Source organism: Wohlfahrtiimonas sp. G9077, assembly GCF_002252155.1.
In the GTDB taxonomy this organism is placed as follows: Bacteria; Pseudomonadota; Gammaproteobacteria; order Cardiobacteriales; family Wohlfahrtiimonadaceae; genus Wohlfahrtiimonas.
This window is the reverse complement of record NZ_NEFD01000001.1, coordinates 560641-576230: the sequence shown is the minus strand read 5'-3', so window position 1 is coordinate 576230 and position 15590 is coordinate 560641. Positions and strand designations below refer to the sequence as shown.

The window sequence follows — 15590 nt, the reverse complement described above, 5'->3', positions numbered from 1 at the left end:
AATCCTTATAACTTAAATAAGTTTTTCGTATTTGTGGTTGTCGCGTGTGAGAGGGATTCTAACGAATCTCCCCTTAAGGTCGCAACATATTCGGCAATGTTTCGTAAATCTTCCGGATAGTGTAAATCATTTATGCGATGGCTGCCGGGTTGAAAGGGGCCATCGGTTTCCAGCACAAAATCATCCAAAGTTAAATGTTTTAACAGGCGATGCAATTTATGGGCGCGCTCAAAAGTCACCGGCCCACCAAAGCCCATTAAAAAATTGTGTTGACGAATGATCTCTGCCTGCTGAATGCTGCCGCTGAAACTGTGAAATACGCCGCGTAAATTTGGATGTTTTCGGATCTCTTTGAGCACCAAATCCACCGTTTTACGGGTGTGAATGATCAAGGGCAAGTCATATTCAAGGGCTAAGCGAATGTGGGCTTTAAATAGGGGCAGTTGTGCGTTGATATCAGAATCGATCATCGCATCTAATCCGCACTCGCCAACGGCCACGGCATCCCCTTTTTTAAGGTATTGCTCAACGATCTGTAGATCAGTGTCTGTGTGCATCTCCATAAAATAGGGGTGCAAACCATACGCGCCATAACAGTTAGGGTATTGCTGCGTGATCGATTCAATGTTTACAAATGCACTGGCCACTGTGCCCGGAATGATGGCACCCATGATGCCGTGTGCTTTGGCATTTTCCATGAGCACAGGGAGATGGCCCGCATAACGCGGATCATCTAGATGAATGTGGGAATCAAAGAGTGCGATGGGGTTCTTTGACATCGTGAATGCTGTGACGGGGCAATTGTGTGGTGTTTTTCACATCCCAAGTCACTTTTTGAATGAATTTCATTTGGCGAAGGGCGCAATCGTGCTTGTCACAAATCTCGCAAGATTCAGTGACACAATCATCGATGTGCACAAACAATTCCACCGGCTGATCAAAATAGGTGTGCGTCACTTCGCGAAGGTGTTCATATTCGCGGTGTGCTTCTCGTGTATTGAAATACCAAGGCACCGTCAAATGGCAATCTAAATGCAAATTGCTACCATATTTAATGAATCGAATGTTGTGAATGTCGATCCAATTTTCGGTGCGGTTTTGATTTAGAACGGTGATGTATTCATCGAGCAATGCTTCATCGGCTTCATCCATAATGCCGGCAATGGCCTCGCGGATGATTTTAAAGCCGGCATAAGCAATGAATAGGCTAAAGGCAATGGCAATGACGCTGTCTAGCCACAATTGACCGGTGATGAGGACCAAAATCAGCCCGATGATCAAAGCAATCGATGAGTAGCTGTCGGACAGTAAGTGTTTACCGCCGGCAATGAGGGGCAGGGATTTTTTCTCGCGCCCCTTTTTGATCATCACATAGCCAAGCACATAGTTAATTGCGCCGGCAATTCCCACTAAAATGATCCCGTAGCCCAATTGATTGATGGTGTGTTTACCTTCAATGAGCTGCACAATCGCCTCAATGAGAATGTAAACCCCCGCGATAAAGATGAGGGTGCCTTCAATGCCGGCAGCAATGAACTCGATTTTGCCGTGTCCATAAGGGTGATTGTGATCCTTTGGCAAAAAAGAGACATACAAACTATAAAGGGTAAAACCGCCGGCCACCACGTTGATGACGCTTTCTAAGGCATCGGTGAGGATCGCAACGGATCCTGTCAATGCCCATGCCAAAATCTTAATGGCAAAGAGAATGATGCCAATGATGAAGACGATTTGTTGTAGTTTGATGATCTCTTTGCCGTGGGAAGTCACGATAAGTCCTTATGAGATTAATGAAGAGGCTTGAATGTCCGCATGATAAGAAGAGCGCACCATTGGGCCTGAGGCCACTTCTTTAAAGCCCATTTTTAAGCCTTCTTCTTTGTACATGGCAAAGGTTTCAGGCGTCACATAGCGCAGCACCGGTAAATGATGTGGGCTTGGTTGCAGATATTGACCAATGGTGAGCATGTCCACATCGTGGGCACGAAGATCACGCATGACTTCTAAAATCTCTTCATCGGTTTCACCAAGTCCCACCATTAAACCTGATTTAGTAGGCACGCTTGGACATTGGGCTTTAAATTTCTTTAATAAATCCAATGAATATTGGTAATCTGCACCCGGGCGCGCTGCTTTATACAGGCGTGGCGCCGTTTCCATGTTGTGGTTAAACACATCTGGCGGCGTATTGGCCAAAATTTCGATCGCCACATCCATGCGGCCACGGAAATCTGGCGTTAAGATTTCGATTTTAAGATCAGGATTCATTGCACGCGCCTCTGTGATGCAATCGGCAAAGTGTTGTGCGCCGCCATCACGTAGATCATCGCGATCCACAGAGGTGATCACCACATAGCGAAGGGACATTGCGGCCACTGTTTCGGCAAGGTTTTTGGGCTCTTCAGGATCTAAAGGATTTGGGCGGCCGTGACCCACATCACAAAATGGACAGCGGCGTGTACAGATTGCGCCCATGATCATAAAGGTTGCGGTGCCTTTGCCAAAGCATTCGCCAAGATTTGGGCAGGCGGCTTCTTCACAAACGGTGGCAAGTTTTGCACCGCGCAAAATCTCTTTGAGCTCCATCACACGTTTGCCACCAGAATACGTTGCACGAATCCAAGATGGTTTTTTTAAACGGGTTTCAGGGGTCGTGGGTTCAATTTTAATGGGAATGCGAGCAACCTTATCAGCGCCTCTTAATTTTTCACCTTGTACAGGTTTATGATTCGTTGCCATTTTCTCTCCTTGATGATTGTGCCACAAGCGCTGTAAAGCCTGCGGTAAAATACTCTATGAACCTCGATTTTATCATGTCAAAATCAAAGTTTTTGTTTAAATCACTCACGTTGATCATTTTTAAGCCTTGATAACCACAAGGATTAATGTAACCAAACGGCGTTAAATCCATGTCCACATTCAGTGCCAATCCGTGGTAGCAACACCCTTTGCGAATTCTTAAGCCAAGGGAGGATATTTTATGGGATTCACCATGATGATCCACATAAATTCCTGGTGCATCAGGTTTGGCATACGCCTCAATGCCAAGCTCTTTTAATACTTTTAAGGTGGTATTTTCTAATAAACTGACAAGCGGGCGCGGGGAGAGGCGATGTTTTTTAATGTTCAGCAACGGATAAAACACGAGCTGGCGTGGTCCATGATATGTCACTTGTCCGCCACGATCTGTGGGGACAATTGGAATGTCACTCAATTGCAAAATGTGCTCACTTTTGCCCGCTAAACCTTGTGTGAAAACAGGGTGATGCTCAGTGATCCAAAACTCATCTTCTGTATCCTCATCGCGCGCATCGGTAAAAGATTGCATGGCATGAAAAACAGGTGCGTAATCTGTTATTCCTAAGTCTTTGATGATCATGCAGTTTTTTCCTTAAATTGACACTGGTTGTACACAAGGCACGCAGCGCATTTCGGCGAACGTGCCACACATACATAGCGACCGAGTAAAATGAGCCAATGGTGCGCATCGAGCATGAACTCTTTGGGGATTTTTTTAAGGAGCGCTTGCTCCACTTCCACCACATCTTTGCCGGGGGCTAAGCCTGTGCGATTGCCCACACGAAAAATGTGTGTATCCACTGCCATGGTGGGTTGACCAAAGGCAGTATTTAAAATCACATTGGCGGTTTTGCGCCCAACGCCGGGAAGGGATTCAAGGTCTTGTCGATTATCTGGCACTACGCTGTTAAAACGATCGCGCAAAATGACGCAGGTTTTGTAGAGGTTTTCAGCTTTGGTATTAAATAAACCAATGGTTTTAATGTAGCCTTTGATGCCTTCTATGCCCAAATCTGCTAATGCTTCTGGTGTATTGGCCACTTTAAACATGGGAACGGTGGCTTTATTGACGCCTTTGTCAGTGGCTTGGGCGGATAAAAGTACCGCCACTAACAGTTCAAAAGGCGTGGAATAGATCAATTCTGTCGTGGGATGTGGGTTGTCACTTCGTAAAATCTCAAAAAAGGTACGAATTTCCTCTTTAGTCATTTGCCGTTGATACAACTTAGCCATGATTAATCTCGCTTTGTGTGTTTTGCTTGAGTTTTCGCTTTGGCCATGGCAATGAGGGACAGCATATCGGCATCGCTTGAACGATTGGCCAGCGTTTTCTCTTGTGGAGGGAGCGTTTTTGTGATGGTGGTGCGATTGGCATTGCGTGCTTGACGGGCTTCGTGGCGCGCTCTTGATTTGGCCGCACGAATCTTTTGCTCAGGGGATAAACCGATGGCCGGCAAATTCTCTTCTTGGCTTGGCACGATGTGAATACAATCGAGCGGACACGGCGGAATGCAAAGATCACAACCGGTGCATTCACTGGCAATGATGGTGTGCATCTTTTTCTTTGCGCCCACAATGGCATCAACCGGACAGGCTTGTAAGCATTTTGTGCAGCCAATGCACAGGGTTTCATCAATGTAAACGGTGTGAATGGGCGATGGTGTGCCACAGTCAGGATCAATCGCTTTTTCAGGGCGATCGAGCAATTGCGCTAAGGCGCGCATGACAGGTTCGCCGCCCGGTGGGCAGCGATTGATGTCAGACTCACCTTCACTTAAGGCTTTTGCATAAGGCAAGCAACCCTCAAATCCGCACTGTTCACATTGGGTTTGAGGGAGCAATTGATCAATTTGTTGAACTAAACTCATCACTGGCACACAGTTCCCATTAAGCGATTGTCTGCATCTTTAAGGGCAGCAGGTTTGGTACAAGCGCCCAATTTTTTACCCACAGGATAAAAGCGCACGATGTGCGAAGGCAATTGATCTTCAAAGGGCAATAATTTGGCTTTTTGATTTGTGCTGACCACGCAATTTTTCACCGCGCCATTTTTCTCTTCCACCACCAAAGTTGTGGCTTTGTCTGATTTTTCTAGGTAGAGGATGGCATTGATGTTTTTATCTGCAAGAATGCAGCTGCGAAGGGCCATTTTTTCATCTGGCAAACGCGTTGTCCAATGTTGATCGGTCAGGGCGGCTTTGGCAGTTGGCGCAGCATCGATCGTTGCGGGGGCTTGCGTTGCAGGCTCTGTGGAAACACAGGCTGTTAAAATGAGGGCAACAGGCACAGCGAAAAGAGAGGCTTTCATGATTTCTTCCTTATTCTTGATATGATTGTTGAGCTTCAAGGTGCGCTTTGAGCGCTTCATAACCACCAATATTGAGGGCGCGATAATAACCGCGACTGTGCAACAATTGTGCTGCAATCGCAGAGCGCACGCCAGAGCGGCAGTAAAGGTGGATCTCTGCATCTTTATCGGTGGTCACTTCATCGATTCGATGGAGGATTTCACGGTAATCGATGTGGATGGCATCATCTAAATGCCCAGCATTAAACTCTTCAGTGGTACGAACGTCTATTAAATACAACATATGGATGGCCCATTATTCACAAACTTCAAGGGGAGGTGGCGCTGCACATTGAGTGCACACTTGATTGTCAGAAACTTCAGCATAATTGCTGCAAAGACCCCATTCGCCCTTTGGCAATAAAATGGACTCACCTGCAGTGGGCTGACTGTTTTCGCATTTCCAAAGCTGATAACAGACGGGAAATTCTTTGATGGCTGGGCCATCTTCAACCCAACGTCCGATCTTGGCATTAAGATCAGGCGGGGTGTTCTCTTCAGCATGGGCACTGATGAACACAGCGCTCATGAGCCAGAGCGGGGCAATTAATTTTTTTGACAATTTACGCACTATCAAAAAATTCCTATTTAAAAATGAGTGGCTCATTGTACTTTAAAAACGGTCCATTGGCATACTTTTGATGTAAAATGAGCCGTAACATTCATAAATGATAAGGGAACGTATGAGCCTGCTGACAAATCGACAAATCATCTTATGGTTATGCATCCTATTTTTTGGATGGCTGATCTTTATGTTGCGCCCAGTTTTGACCCCATTTTTGATCGCCTTTGGTTTGGCCTACATTGGCAATCCCATTGTGATGAAGCTGCAAAGCCGCTTTACCAATCTATCTCGCATGTGGGCGGTGACCATCGTATTTACCGTAATTACGATCATTTTATTGATGTTGTTGCTTATTTTGATTCCGATGCTCATCAATCAGGTGATCGTCTTTTTAAATCGTTTACCAGCGGTGTTCAGTTGGGTGCAAGAGCACATTTTAAAACCCTATGGTAAAGAGTTATCGCCTGAGTTTGTCAAACTCAACTTTGCCACGGTGCAAGAAGCGCTCAGCAATTATGGTGGCATGATTGGCGAGACGCTGCGTAAAGTGATCAGTTCTTTGACCTCATCAACGATGATGATCATCGGTTTTTTAACGAGCCTCTTTTTGATCCCGATGCTGACGTTTTACTTCATGCGAGATTGGCAATTGATCAATCATCAATTGGGCACTTTGATACCTTTAAAAGTACGTGATCGTGTGTTGAACTTTTTAACCGATGCCAACGAAATGCTTGGCAGTTTTATGCGTGGGCAATTGTCGGTGATGTTTGCCTTAGCACTTGTGTACAGCTTAGGCCTGACATTGGTGGGGTTAGAGTTGGGCTTATTGGTGGGCATGTTGGCAGGTTTAATCAGCTTCATTCCTTATTTGGGTGCATCCACCGGCATTGTGGTTGGCTTAACGATGGCTTGGTTTCAAACACATGATTATAAATTGCTGATCTTGGTGGGCATTGTGTTTGCCATTGGCCAATTGCTAGAAAGCTTTGTATTGACGCCAAAATTGGTGGGGGATAAATTGGGCATGCATCCTGTGGCGGTGATTTTTGCGTTGATGGCAGGTGGCACGCTCTTTGGCTTTTTCGGGATTTTGTTGGCATTGCCGGTGTGTGCTGTGTTAATGGTGGGGTTAAGAGAAGCTTATAAAGCGTATACACACAGTCAGTTTTATACAGGAAAAACTGATGCCTCCAATTAATTGGTGCAGCTGCCATCTAGGTTTTCTGTACGGGTTCTGCCATAAATATTTAAGATGATTTTATAAGTGGTGGGCACTTGGTGATGGCAGACGGTAAATGAGCCATTTGCAAGCCCGGTGCCAAGCCCTTTATTGTTGCGTTTGCCCGTATTGAAGGATAAACCATGCAAAATGGTTTGTGTACTCAAGATGTGCAGCTGTGGATCAAAGCTGGCACGGCTTCGTAAAATGTCTTCAGGAGAAGGATTGAAGGTGCCATTTGGATCTGTAAAAATGATCCAACCTTGGCGCCAATCGCGCGTGGGCGTGGTGATGCAAGTGCGCCGATCTTTGGAAATGCACATGGAAATGGTCTGTTTTTGATGATTGCTGGTGAGTTTTGCAAACCGCAGGTCTTGCTCTAATGTGACAAGGGCTGCATGTAATTGTCGGCGTGCAAAAATGGGGGAGAAAGTCGGCAGGCTAAACAGCGCAATGATGCTTAAAATGCCCACCAAGACAATTAGTTCAAGGAGCGTGACGCCCTTGTGTGTGCCATTGGTGGGCCGAGTCATTAGGATTGTGCTGGCGTTGCATCCGGTGCCGCTTGTGGTGCTGGCGCATCGGGTACAACTTCAGTGAAGATCACTTGCTCTTTGATCTGGTCAACCACTTTTGGGCCAATGCCAGGTACATTCAAGAGATCATCCATGCTTTTGAATTCACCATTTTCTGTGCGATATTTAACAATGGCATCGGCTTTAGCTGGTCCAATGCCTTTGACTTCTGCGCTAATGGTGTTCGCATCTGCTGTATTGAGATTCACAGGCAACGCAAATGCCGACCATGAACAGAGTAAACCCACAGCCGTTAAACATTGTAATAAACGTTTCATACAACCCCCTTTTCTAGATAAAGGATCAAAAGGAGATTTATTTTTAACAAAAATGTTAAGTTATGAAAAGATGTATTAAGAATATAAATTAATAAAGGGCGAAATTGTACTGCTTATCCATCGCATTGCCCACTTTATACACCGTCACAGTACTGATTGGATGGCTAAACACACGCACCAATTCGCGGCGTGGATCACTTTGCAGCATTAATAAATTTTCTGCATGTGTGACAAGATGATCCAGCGCTTCTTGATTATTTCGCACAGTCTTAGCATTTACTGCTTCTAATAAACCACGATAGAGGGCAATGCGTGCCTTTAAAATGGCAATTTCATTGGGATTATTGATGCGATCATTTTGTTCTGCGGCCAAGGTTTTACCCGCGCTGTTTTGCCCATCAATGTAGATGATCTCATTGGCAATGCGTTCATTGAGTTCAAGCACCACCACATGATCGGCCGATGGCATCCAACGCACGCCATCTTTAACGGGGTCAAGTTTCGTGAGGGTAAAACTTTGAACATTTTCCGGAATTTGATAATCAAGGGTCAGGTTGATTTTTAAAATTGTGGCATCTTTTGTCGGTAGGGATAAGGATTGTTCACCAACATTGCTCGAGATGACTTTATTGACAGTCAGCACTTGGCCATTAGAGAGCAGTACGGAAGTGACAGTGATTTTAGGCACCATTAAGTGATAACGACTAAAAGCATTGCTGATGTTTTTATCTAAAGGTGGGAAATGAAAAATCACCTCTGTGCGTTGCGGACGCTGAATTTTGGTCACTGTAATGTTGTCCGCATAAGAGCGCAACGCTTGATGAAACACTTGAGGTGGAATGAGCTGAAAGGGCAATGTATACACCGCTAAGCCTGCTGGTGCGCTGTTTTTTTCACGTTCCATTAATCGCTCGATGCGCATCAGCTGTTGCTGTGTGCTGTGCAGTTCTTGTCGATAGCTGGCCATGAGATTGTCAAATTGATCATGGGTAAAACGCAGTGCTAAGCTCTCTTTAAACTCCGTTTGTAGGGGCGATAAAGCCTCCGCCCATCCACTTTGCATCGGTAAACTGAACAGTAAAAGCAGCCATAATTTTTTCATTCTTCTATCCTCTGATGATTATGATGGGTCGATCTGTTTTTCTTTTTTCTCTTTGTGTTGTGCGTATAACGTGACCAAAAGCACCACTGTCGCCACAACGCCAATGATGATGGTGGATAATGCATTGATGTTCGGGCTGATGCCTAAACGCGCCTTTGAGTAGATCCAAATGGGCAATGTGGTTGCCCCAGGACCAGTTGTAAAGGTTGCGATGATTAAATCATCCAGTGAGAGCGTAAAGGAGAGCAGCCAACCGGAGACAATGCCCGGCATGATCATCGGCAGCGTGATGTAGAGAAATGTTTTAAAGCGATCGGCACCTAAGTCCATCGCGGCTTCTTCAATGTGACGATCAAAGCCAATGAGGCGCGACTGAATCACTACGGTGACATAGCACATCGTAAATGTGATGTGGGCCAGTAAAATGGTGAAAAAGCCTTTGCTGATGTTCAGCGCTAAGAAGGTGAGGGCAAGGGAAGTGCCCATGATGATTTCAGGTATGACCATCGGTGCATAAGTGATGCCAGAAAAGAGCACGCGCCCACGAAAGCGTTTAAATTTCACCAGGGCAAATGCGGTCATCGTGCCAAGGATCACCGCAAAGGTTGAGGTGAAAATGGCAAGCCATAAGGTTGTTTTGGTGGCATCCCATAAGCCTTTGGTTTTAAAAAGCTCAGGATACCATTTAAGGGAAAATCCGCCCCAAACCGTCACCAACTTCGATTCATTGAAGCTATAGACGATCAAAATGAGAATTGGTACATACAAAAAGGCAAAGCCCAGCACTAGGGAGATTTTATTAAAACGGGTCAAAGATTGCTGCATGCTCACCTCTACTCAAATTGCTTTTGTTGAATGCGCTGGAATAAATAGATTGGCAAAATCACCAATAACAACAGCGACACAGAAATGGCAGACACAAGCGGTAAATCCATGCCTTGTAAATATGTATCATAGAGCACTTTACCAATCATGAGCACATCTGAACCGCCAAGGAGATCGGGAATGACAAATTCCCCCATCGCAGGGATGAAGACCAAAAAGCAGCCCGCTAAAATGCCCGGCAGTGAAATGCGCGCAGTGATGACCCAAAAGGTTTTTAAAGGCGGGCAACCCAAATCGAGCGCCGCTTCCACCAATGTATGATCCATTTTGTCCAGCGTGGCGTAAATGGGCAAAATCATAAAGGGTAAATAGCAATAAACAATCCCCACATACACCGCAAATTCTGTGCCAAGGAGCTGAAGTTGTACGGGCGATGCCGGATCAATCAAGCCAATGCCTTGGCCCACAAAGTTGATGAAATTATTCAAAACGCCCGATGGCGATAAAATCGTCATCCATGCATATATGCGGATCAAAAATGAGGTCCAAAAGGGCAAAATCACCATCATCAGGCCAAATAAACGCCATTTTTTCGGCAAGCGAGATAAGCCAAGGGCAATCGGAAAGCCGATTAAAAAGGTACAAAATGTGGAGATGATGGCAATCTTAATGCTGCTTAAATAGGCAGAAATATAGATGTCATCTTGCCAAAGGGCAATGTAATTTTGAAAATTGAGTTTGATCTCTAAAATGCCATCTTCCACCCAATTGAGCACTTCGGTGTACGGCGGTGAGGCAATTTCTGCTTCTGTGAAGCTGATGCGTAAAATGATCAAAAAGGGAATGATGAAAAAGCAAAACAGCCACAAATAGGGAATGCCAATGATGACACGGCTGCTGTTAAATAGGCTCAAACATTGACGATAGAGCCAAAAGCGCATGAGATTGCGGTGCACGAAGTTCAGGCGCGACATCCATTCGGCGGCGCGACCGGACATCGAGCCCAACTGTTGTTGGGGATGTTTCATGTGATCTCCTTAAGTCATTGTGATTTCTATGAAATCAAAACAACGGCAGAGTCAGCATCAAAGCTGACGTAAACACGGTCCTCATAATTGATGGGGAGCTCAACTGCACGTCTGTGGTTCATTTGGGCGGCAGTGATCATTTTGCCATTGTCCATTTTGACATGATAAATGGACATGTCACCTAAATAACCGATGTCCCACACTTCGCCCATCATACAGTTGCTTTGCGTGTTCTCAGGCGGCGTTAGGGAAATGTCGAGCTTTTCAGGGCGTACGGCAATCCAAGCTTGTGAACCCACCACAGCGCCAACCCCTTGATTACAGATGAGCGGCGTATCCACTTCAAAACTATTGACGGTCGTGTGAATGGGGGAGAGATCGGCAATCACACCTTCAAAAATGTTCACATCGCCCACAAACTCTGCCACATATAGGGAGTTTGGATATTCGTAGATTTCTGTGGGTGTGGCCACTTGCACAAGCTCACCGCTGTCCATCACGGCAATGCGGCTAGAAACTGTCATGGCCTCTTCCTGATCGTGCGTGACGATCACAAAGGTGATGCCAAGCTCTTCTTGAATGGTCATGAGCTCAAATTGTGTCTGTTCACGCAGGCGTTTATCTAAGGCGCCTAAGGGTTCATCTAGGAGCAATAATTTGGGTTTTTTTACAATGCTGCGGGCAAGGGCAACGCGCTGACGCTGTCCGCCAGACAATTGATGCGGTTTACGCTTGGCAAATTTACTCATTTGCACCAATTCAAGCATTTGATCCACACGTTTTTTGATCTCAGGCTTGGCGACTTTTTCTTGTTTGAGTCCAAAGGCGATGTTATCTTCCACCGTCATGTGTGGAAAGAGTGCATAGCTTTGGAACATCATATTGATGGGGCGCTCATAAGGCGGAATGAGGGAAATGTCCTCGCCATCTAATAAAATTTTGCCAGATGTGGGCGTTTCAAAGCCGGCCAACATTCTCAAAAGCGTGGTTTTACCACAGCCAGAAGGCCCAAGCAGAGAGAAAAACTCCCCTTGGTAAATGTCTAACGAGATGTTATTAACCGCGATGTATTCATCAAAGACTTTGACTAAATCAATGATTTCAATGTAGGGGACAGAGTTTGGATCGCGCCAAGGCTCATAAGATTTTTTTGTAAGAATCGGTGACATCACAGCTCCTTAATTCAGTACCGTTAAGTGAAAGATCAAGGCGATTGGTTGCAATCTTTTTGTTCAGAAGAATCTTGAGTGCTGCCGCTCGTTGAATAATATAATTTATATCGATATAAAGGACACGTATTGTATAGTGATTGCGGCAAACATCAAGCAAAATTAGCCTGAACTTCTGAGAATTTGCAGGTAGCTATCAACGCGGCGTTCAGAGAGTAAATTCTCCTCAATCGCCATAGCAACGGCACAGCCCGGATCTTGTAAATGGTTACAATTGCTAAACTTACATTGGCGCGTAAAACGCACAACATCCGGAAAGCCATTGTGGATAGACTCGATGGTTAAATGATCCACATTAAAACTGCGAACGCCGGGAGAGTCAATCAAGGCGCCTTCATGATCATTTAAATAATAGAGGGTTGTTGCGGATGTGGTGTGGTTGCCAAGGCCAGTTGTGGCGCTGATGCGTTGGGTTTGCAGGGATAAATTTGGAATCACCGCATTGGTTAACGAAGATTTACCGACGCCCGATTGCCCCACGAAAATGGAGGTTTTGTCCTTCAGTGCCGCTTGCAATGTGGCGATGGAATCGGGATCATCTTGCGAGGTCAATAAGATATCAATGTCAAAGGCCTGCTGATACTCTTCGATGAATGAGAAATCGCTCTCTTCATCAATCATGTCTGCTTTATTGATGATGATGCCCATTGGAATGTCAAAGGCTTTGATGGCAATCAAATAGCGGTCAATGAGGGAAGGGCTTGGCTCAGGTTTGGGCGCAATCACAATGAAAATCTGATCTAAATTGGCGGCAATGAGCTTTTTACGCTGCCCGTAAGAGACGCGTGCCAATTCATTGGTGCGCTCAATGAGCTGCAAAACCACCGGAATCTCATTTTCAAAGGTGCAATAAACATAATCACCACATACGATGGTGGGAAGATTTTGGCGAATGTTCGCTTGATAGAGCGTATGCGCTTCATCTTCCACCATCAAATGCGGTCCGTGCTGAGCGATGACTCTCCCTTTAAAGAGAGCGTCAGGGTCAAGATTTTTTAACGCGTCGATCTGCTCGACTTTCTTGTTAGAAATCCGTTCGTGCTGCTTTTTAGTTAATCGACGCGCCATGGGTTAACGCTCTAATAATTCGAGTTTATTAGGCTTGCCATCCCAATCTTTTGCATCATCGGCGTGATCTTTCATCTGCGTGATCACCGGCCACACTTGGGCCAATTCTGCATTGATCTCGATGAATTGCTCTTGATCTGCTGGCAAATCATCCTCAGAGAAGATGGCATTTGCAGGGCACTCAGGTTCACATAAAGTACAGTCAATGCACTCTTCAGGATCGATGACTAAAAAGTTTGGGCCTTCATGGAAGCAATCCACAGGGCACACTTCAACACAGTCAGTATATTTGCATTTAATGCAGTTTTCGGTAACAACGAAAGTCATGATAACCTCTTACAACTAGTTCACGGTAATTTTAGCAAAGCGGCGTTTACCCACTTGGAAAATCGCCGTTGTGCCTTTGGCAATTTTAAGACCACGATCAGAGATTTTCTCTTGATCGATGCGCACAGCGCCACCATCGATGGAGCGGTTGCCTTCAGACACAGAAGAGACCAAGCCTGCTTCTTTTAATAATGCAGCGATTTGAATTTCGCCATCAGGGGCACTGATGGTCATCTCTTCGATGTTTTCAGGCAAATTACCCTTTTGGAAGCGCTCGATGAAATCACGGTGTGCCATTTCGTATGCTTCTTGTGAATGGAAACGAGAAATGATCTCTTGACATAATAAGAATTTCACATCGCGTGGGTTCATGCCTTCAGCCACTGCTTTTTTGTAGCCTTCAATGGTTGCTGAGGACTCAAAGCTCAATAGGTCAAAGTAGCGCCACATCAATGTATCAGACACAGACATGAGTTTACCAAATTGCTCAATGGGGGATTCATCCACACCAATGTAGTTGCCAAGGGATTTAGACATTTTGTTGACGCCATCTAAACCTTCTAAAAGCGGCATGGTGATCACAGATTGTTGTGCTTTGCCATAAGCTTTTTGAAGATCACGGCCCACCAATAAGTTGAATTTTTGGTCTGTACCGCCCAATTCAACATCGATGTCTAAATGCACAGAGTCATAACCTTGCAATAAAGGATAGATGAACTCATGAACAGCAATCGGTTGATGGTTTTTATAGCGTTTTTCAAAGTCATCGCGCTCAAGCATGCGCGCCACTGTATAGTGAGAGGCCAACTGAATCATGCCGGCTGTGCCTAATTCTCCTAACCAAGAAGAGTTGAACACCACTTTTGTGAGGGCAGGATCTAAAATTTTGAAGATCTGTTCTTGATAGGTTTTCGCATTTTCAACGACCTGTTCACGCGTCAATGGCTTACGCGTTGTATCCTTACCAGAGGGATCGCCAATCATGCCTGTGAAGTCACCAATTAAGAAATGAATTTGATGTCCCAACATTTGGAAATGCTTCATTTTATTGATGACAACAGTGTGGCCTAAGTGAAGATCAGGTGCAGTCGGGTCAAAACCCACTTTGATTCGAAGCGGACGGTTTTCTTTTAACTTTGCAGTTAAACCTTCAATTGAAATGATTTCGTCAGTTCCGCGCTCAAGCAGCGCTAAACTTTCTTCGATAGATGCCATCAAATTCTCCTGATATTTATTTAAATTTATCCCAGTCAATATTAATTGCACTGCCACTGTCTTTGTGTGGCTGAGGATTGTGAGTGTTAGGGTCAATTCTTTGACCAATGTGTGTTGGTAGGCCAGACATCTTCTCGATCGCAAGATCAATCATACGCGGGTCCACCATTTGAATATTTGGGTTGTTTTGATGCTCTGCTAATAAGCGATAAGCAATCTCTTTTAAACCTTGTGTGTCTAAGTTGTCTTCTTCTAAAGGTGGATGCACTTCAATTAAGAGCTCATCGCCTTTAAAGCCAACTTTCACGGGTTCATTGATGAAGGTCACTTCGGTGTTCGTGGGCACAATGCTGTAGAGCTCTTCGATGTTTTGTGGGAAAAAGCGCATGCAGCCATGTGTGACACGCATGCCAATGCCAGTGACATCATTGGTGCCATGTAAAAGATAGCTTGGTAAGTTTAAGCGAAGGACGTGATTGCCAAGTGGATTGTCTGGTCCCGCCGGCACAACCGCAGGCAATGTACCTTTGCCCATCTCTTGGTGTTCACGACGGATGCTTTCTGGCGGATACCAAGCCGGCGCTTCTTGTTTGCGGGTGATTTTCCAAGAGCCTAACGGCGTTTTCCAATCCATGCGGCCAACGCCCACAGGATAGACATACACAGTGTCGCCATCTTTTGGGAAGAAATAGGTGCGCATCTCCGGAATGTTCGAGACAATCCCTGAGCGTTTGCCTTTTGGCAAAATGTACTCAAAGGGTAGAATCACGGGCATCTGTGGAGATGGCGTCCAATAATTCGCATTTGGGTTTGCCCATTTAAGCTCATCATAGCCCGCTTCATAGCGCACGCTTAAATCAACGAAAGATTCGCCAGGTTCAGGGTAGACAATTTCGGTATAACCCACAACATCGGAGCCTTTTTCAGGCATCGGATATTGACGAGCAAAGGTTTGACTGCTGAATAATCCAAGTGTGACAAAAAGGGTAACTAAATGAGCTTTTTTCATA

The 15590-nt window shown here is 45.3% G+C and carries 20 protein-coding genes; 1 reads left to right on the top strand and 19 read right to left on the bottom strand.

Going from position 1 to position 15590, the window contains the following annotated elements:
• Positions 1–5: 5 nt before the first annotated feature.
• From B9T20_RS02755 to B9T20_RS02715, 9 genes are read right to left on the bottom strand one after another with little or no spacing between them, the layout of a single operon-like run.
• Positions 6–779 carry a TatD family hydrolase gene (locus B9T20_RS02755; protein ID WP_094489710.1) on the bottom strand — a complete coding sequence of 258 codons (774 nt, stop codon included), beginning with the start codon at positions 777–779 and terminating at the stop codon, positions 6–8.
• Positions 751–1770, bottom strand: a complete 1020-nt coding sequence (locus tag B9T20_RS02750) for a cation diffusion facilitator family transporter (RefSeq protein ID WP_094489709.1) — start codon at positions 1768–1770, stop codon at positions 751–753. Before B9T20_RS02750 ends, B9T20_RS02755 begins: the two co-directional genes overlap by 29 nt.
• 9 nt (positions 1771–1779) lie before the next feature.
• Positions 1780–2739: a lipoyl synthase gene (gene lipA, locus B9T20_RS02745; protein ID WP_094489708.1), complete on the bottom strand. Its 960-nt coding sequence runs from the start codon at positions 2737–2739 to the stop codon at positions 1780–1782.
• Complete coding sequence (lipB, locus tag B9T20_RS02740; RefSeq protein WP_094489707.1) at positions 2723–3379, bottom strand: lipoyl(octanoyl) transferase LipB; 657 nt, start codon at positions 3377–3379, stop codon at positions 2723–2725. The genes lipA and lipB overlap by 17 nt, the downstream gene beginning before the upstream one ends.
• Positions 3376–4008 carry an endonuclease III gene (nth, locus tag B9T20_RS02735; RefSeq protein WP_094489807.1) on the bottom strand — a complete coding sequence of 211 codons (633 nt, stop codon included), beginning with the start codon at positions 4006–4008 and terminating at the stop codon, positions 3376–3378. Before nth ends, lipB begins: the two co-directional genes overlap by 4 nt.
• Before the next feature lie 26 nt (positions 4009–4034).
• A complete protein-coding gene (locus B9T20_RS02730; RefSeq protein ID WP_094489806.1) occupies positions 4035–4667 on the bottom strand; it encodes an RnfABCDGE type electron transport complex subunit B in 633 nt (210 codons plus the stop codon).
• The gene (locus B9T20_RS02725) at positions 4667–5107 is read right to left on the bottom strand and encodes a transposase (RefSeq protein ID WP_094489706.1); all 441 of its coding nucleotides are present in this window, start codon (positions 5105–5107) and stop codon (positions 4667–4669) included. Before B9T20_RS02725 ends, B9T20_RS02730 begins: the two co-directional genes overlap by 1 nt.
• Before the next feature lie 10 nt (positions 5108–5117).
• Positions 5118–5390: a rhodanese-like domain-containing protein gene (locus B9T20_RS02720; RefSeq protein WP_094489705.1), complete on the bottom strand. Its 273-nt coding sequence runs from the start codon at positions 5388–5390 to the stop codon at positions 5118–5120.
• A 12-nt stretch (positions 5391–5402) separates the two neighbouring features.
• Positions 5403–5717, bottom strand: a complete 315-nt coding sequence (locus B9T20_RS02715; RefSeq protein WP_094489704.1) for a hypothetical protein — start codon at positions 5715–5717, stop codon at positions 5403–5405.
• A gap of 97 nt (positions 5718–5814) precedes the next feature.
• On the opposite strand from B9T20_RS02715, the gene B9T20_RS02710 reads away from it, so the two are divergent.
• The gene (locus tag B9T20_RS02710) at positions 5815–6912 is read left to right on the top strand and encodes an AI-2E family transporter (protein ID WP_369907428.1); all 1098 of its coding nucleotides are present in this window, start codon (positions 5815–5817) and stop codon (positions 6910–6912) included.
• On the opposite strand, the gene B9T20_RS02705 is transcribed toward B9T20_RS02710, so the two are convergent.
• The 10 genes from B9T20_RS02705 to B9T20_RS02660 all read right to left on the bottom strand — a co-directional run bounded on the left by B9T20_RS02705 (position 6909) and on the right by B9T20_RS02660 (position 15589).
• Positions 6909–7466 carry a GspH/FimT family pseudopilin gene (locus B9T20_RS02705; RefSeq protein WP_094489702.1) on the bottom strand — a complete coding sequence of 186 codons (558 nt, stop codon included), beginning with the start codon at positions 7464–7466 and terminating at the stop codon, positions 6909–6911. The genes B9T20_RS02710 and B9T20_RS02705 overlap by 4 nt on opposite strands.
• On the bottom strand, positions 7466–7786 hold the full coding sequence (locus B9T20_RS02700; RefSeq protein WP_094489701.1) for a helix-hairpin-helix domain-containing protein: 321 nt from the start codon (positions 7784–7786) through the stop codon (positions 7466–7468). Before B9T20_RS02700 ends, B9T20_RS02705 begins: the two co-directional genes overlap by 1 nt.
• A gap of 88 nt (positions 7787–7874) precedes the next feature.
• The gene (locus B9T20_RS02695) at positions 7875–8888 is read right to left on the bottom strand and encodes a hypothetical protein (protein ID WP_094489700.1); all 1014 of its coding nucleotides are present in this window, start codon (positions 8886–8888) and stop codon (positions 7875–7877) included.
• Positions 8889–8906: 18 nt separating this feature from the next.
• Positions 8907–9713 carry an ABC transporter permease gene (locus B9T20_RS02690; RefSeq protein WP_094489805.1) on the bottom strand — a complete coding sequence of 269 codons (807 nt, stop codon included), beginning with the start codon at positions 9711–9713 and terminating at the stop codon, positions 8907–8909.
• Positions 9714–9721: 8 nt separating this feature from the next.
• Positions 9722–10741, bottom strand: coding sequence for an ABC transporter permease subunit (locus tag B9T20_RS02685; protein ID WP_094489699.1), 1020 nt, complete (start codon positions 10739–10741; stop codon positions 9722–9724).
• Positions 10742–10767: 26 nt separating this feature from the next.
• Positions 10768–11910, bottom strand: coding sequence for an ABC transporter ATP-binding protein (locus B9T20_RS02680; protein ID WP_094489698.1), 1143 nt, complete (start codon positions 11908–11910; stop codon positions 10768–10770).
• Positions 11911–12072: 162 nt separating this feature from the next.
• Positions 12073–13038: a ribosome small subunit-dependent GTPase A gene (gene rsgA, locus B9T20_RS02675; RefSeq protein WP_233491506.1), complete on the bottom strand. Its 966-nt coding sequence runs from the start codon at positions 13036–13038 to the stop codon at positions 12073–12075.
• A 3-nt stretch (positions 13039–13041) separates the two neighbouring features.
• The gene (gene fdxA / locus B9T20_RS02670) at positions 13042–13365 is read right to left on the bottom strand and encodes a ferredoxin FdxA (RefSeq protein ID WP_018122349.1); all 324 of its coding nucleotides are present in this window, start codon (positions 13363–13365) and stop codon (positions 13042–13044) included.
• A gap of 15 nt (positions 13366–13380) precedes the next feature.
• Positions 13381–14580 (bottom strand): tyrosine--tRNA ligase, encoded by a 1200-nt coding sequence (tyrS, locus tag B9T20_RS02665; protein ID WP_008314215.1) that lies wholly within the window; start codon positions 14578–14580, stop codon positions 13381–13383.
• A gap of 16 nt (positions 14581–14596) precedes the next feature.
• Positions 14597–15589 (bottom strand): L,D-transpeptidase family protein, encoded by a 993-nt coding sequence (locus B9T20_RS02660; RefSeq protein ID WP_094489696.1) that lies wholly within the window; start codon positions 15587–15589, stop codon positions 14597–14599.
• Between the last annotated feature and the right edge of the window lies 1 nt (position 15590).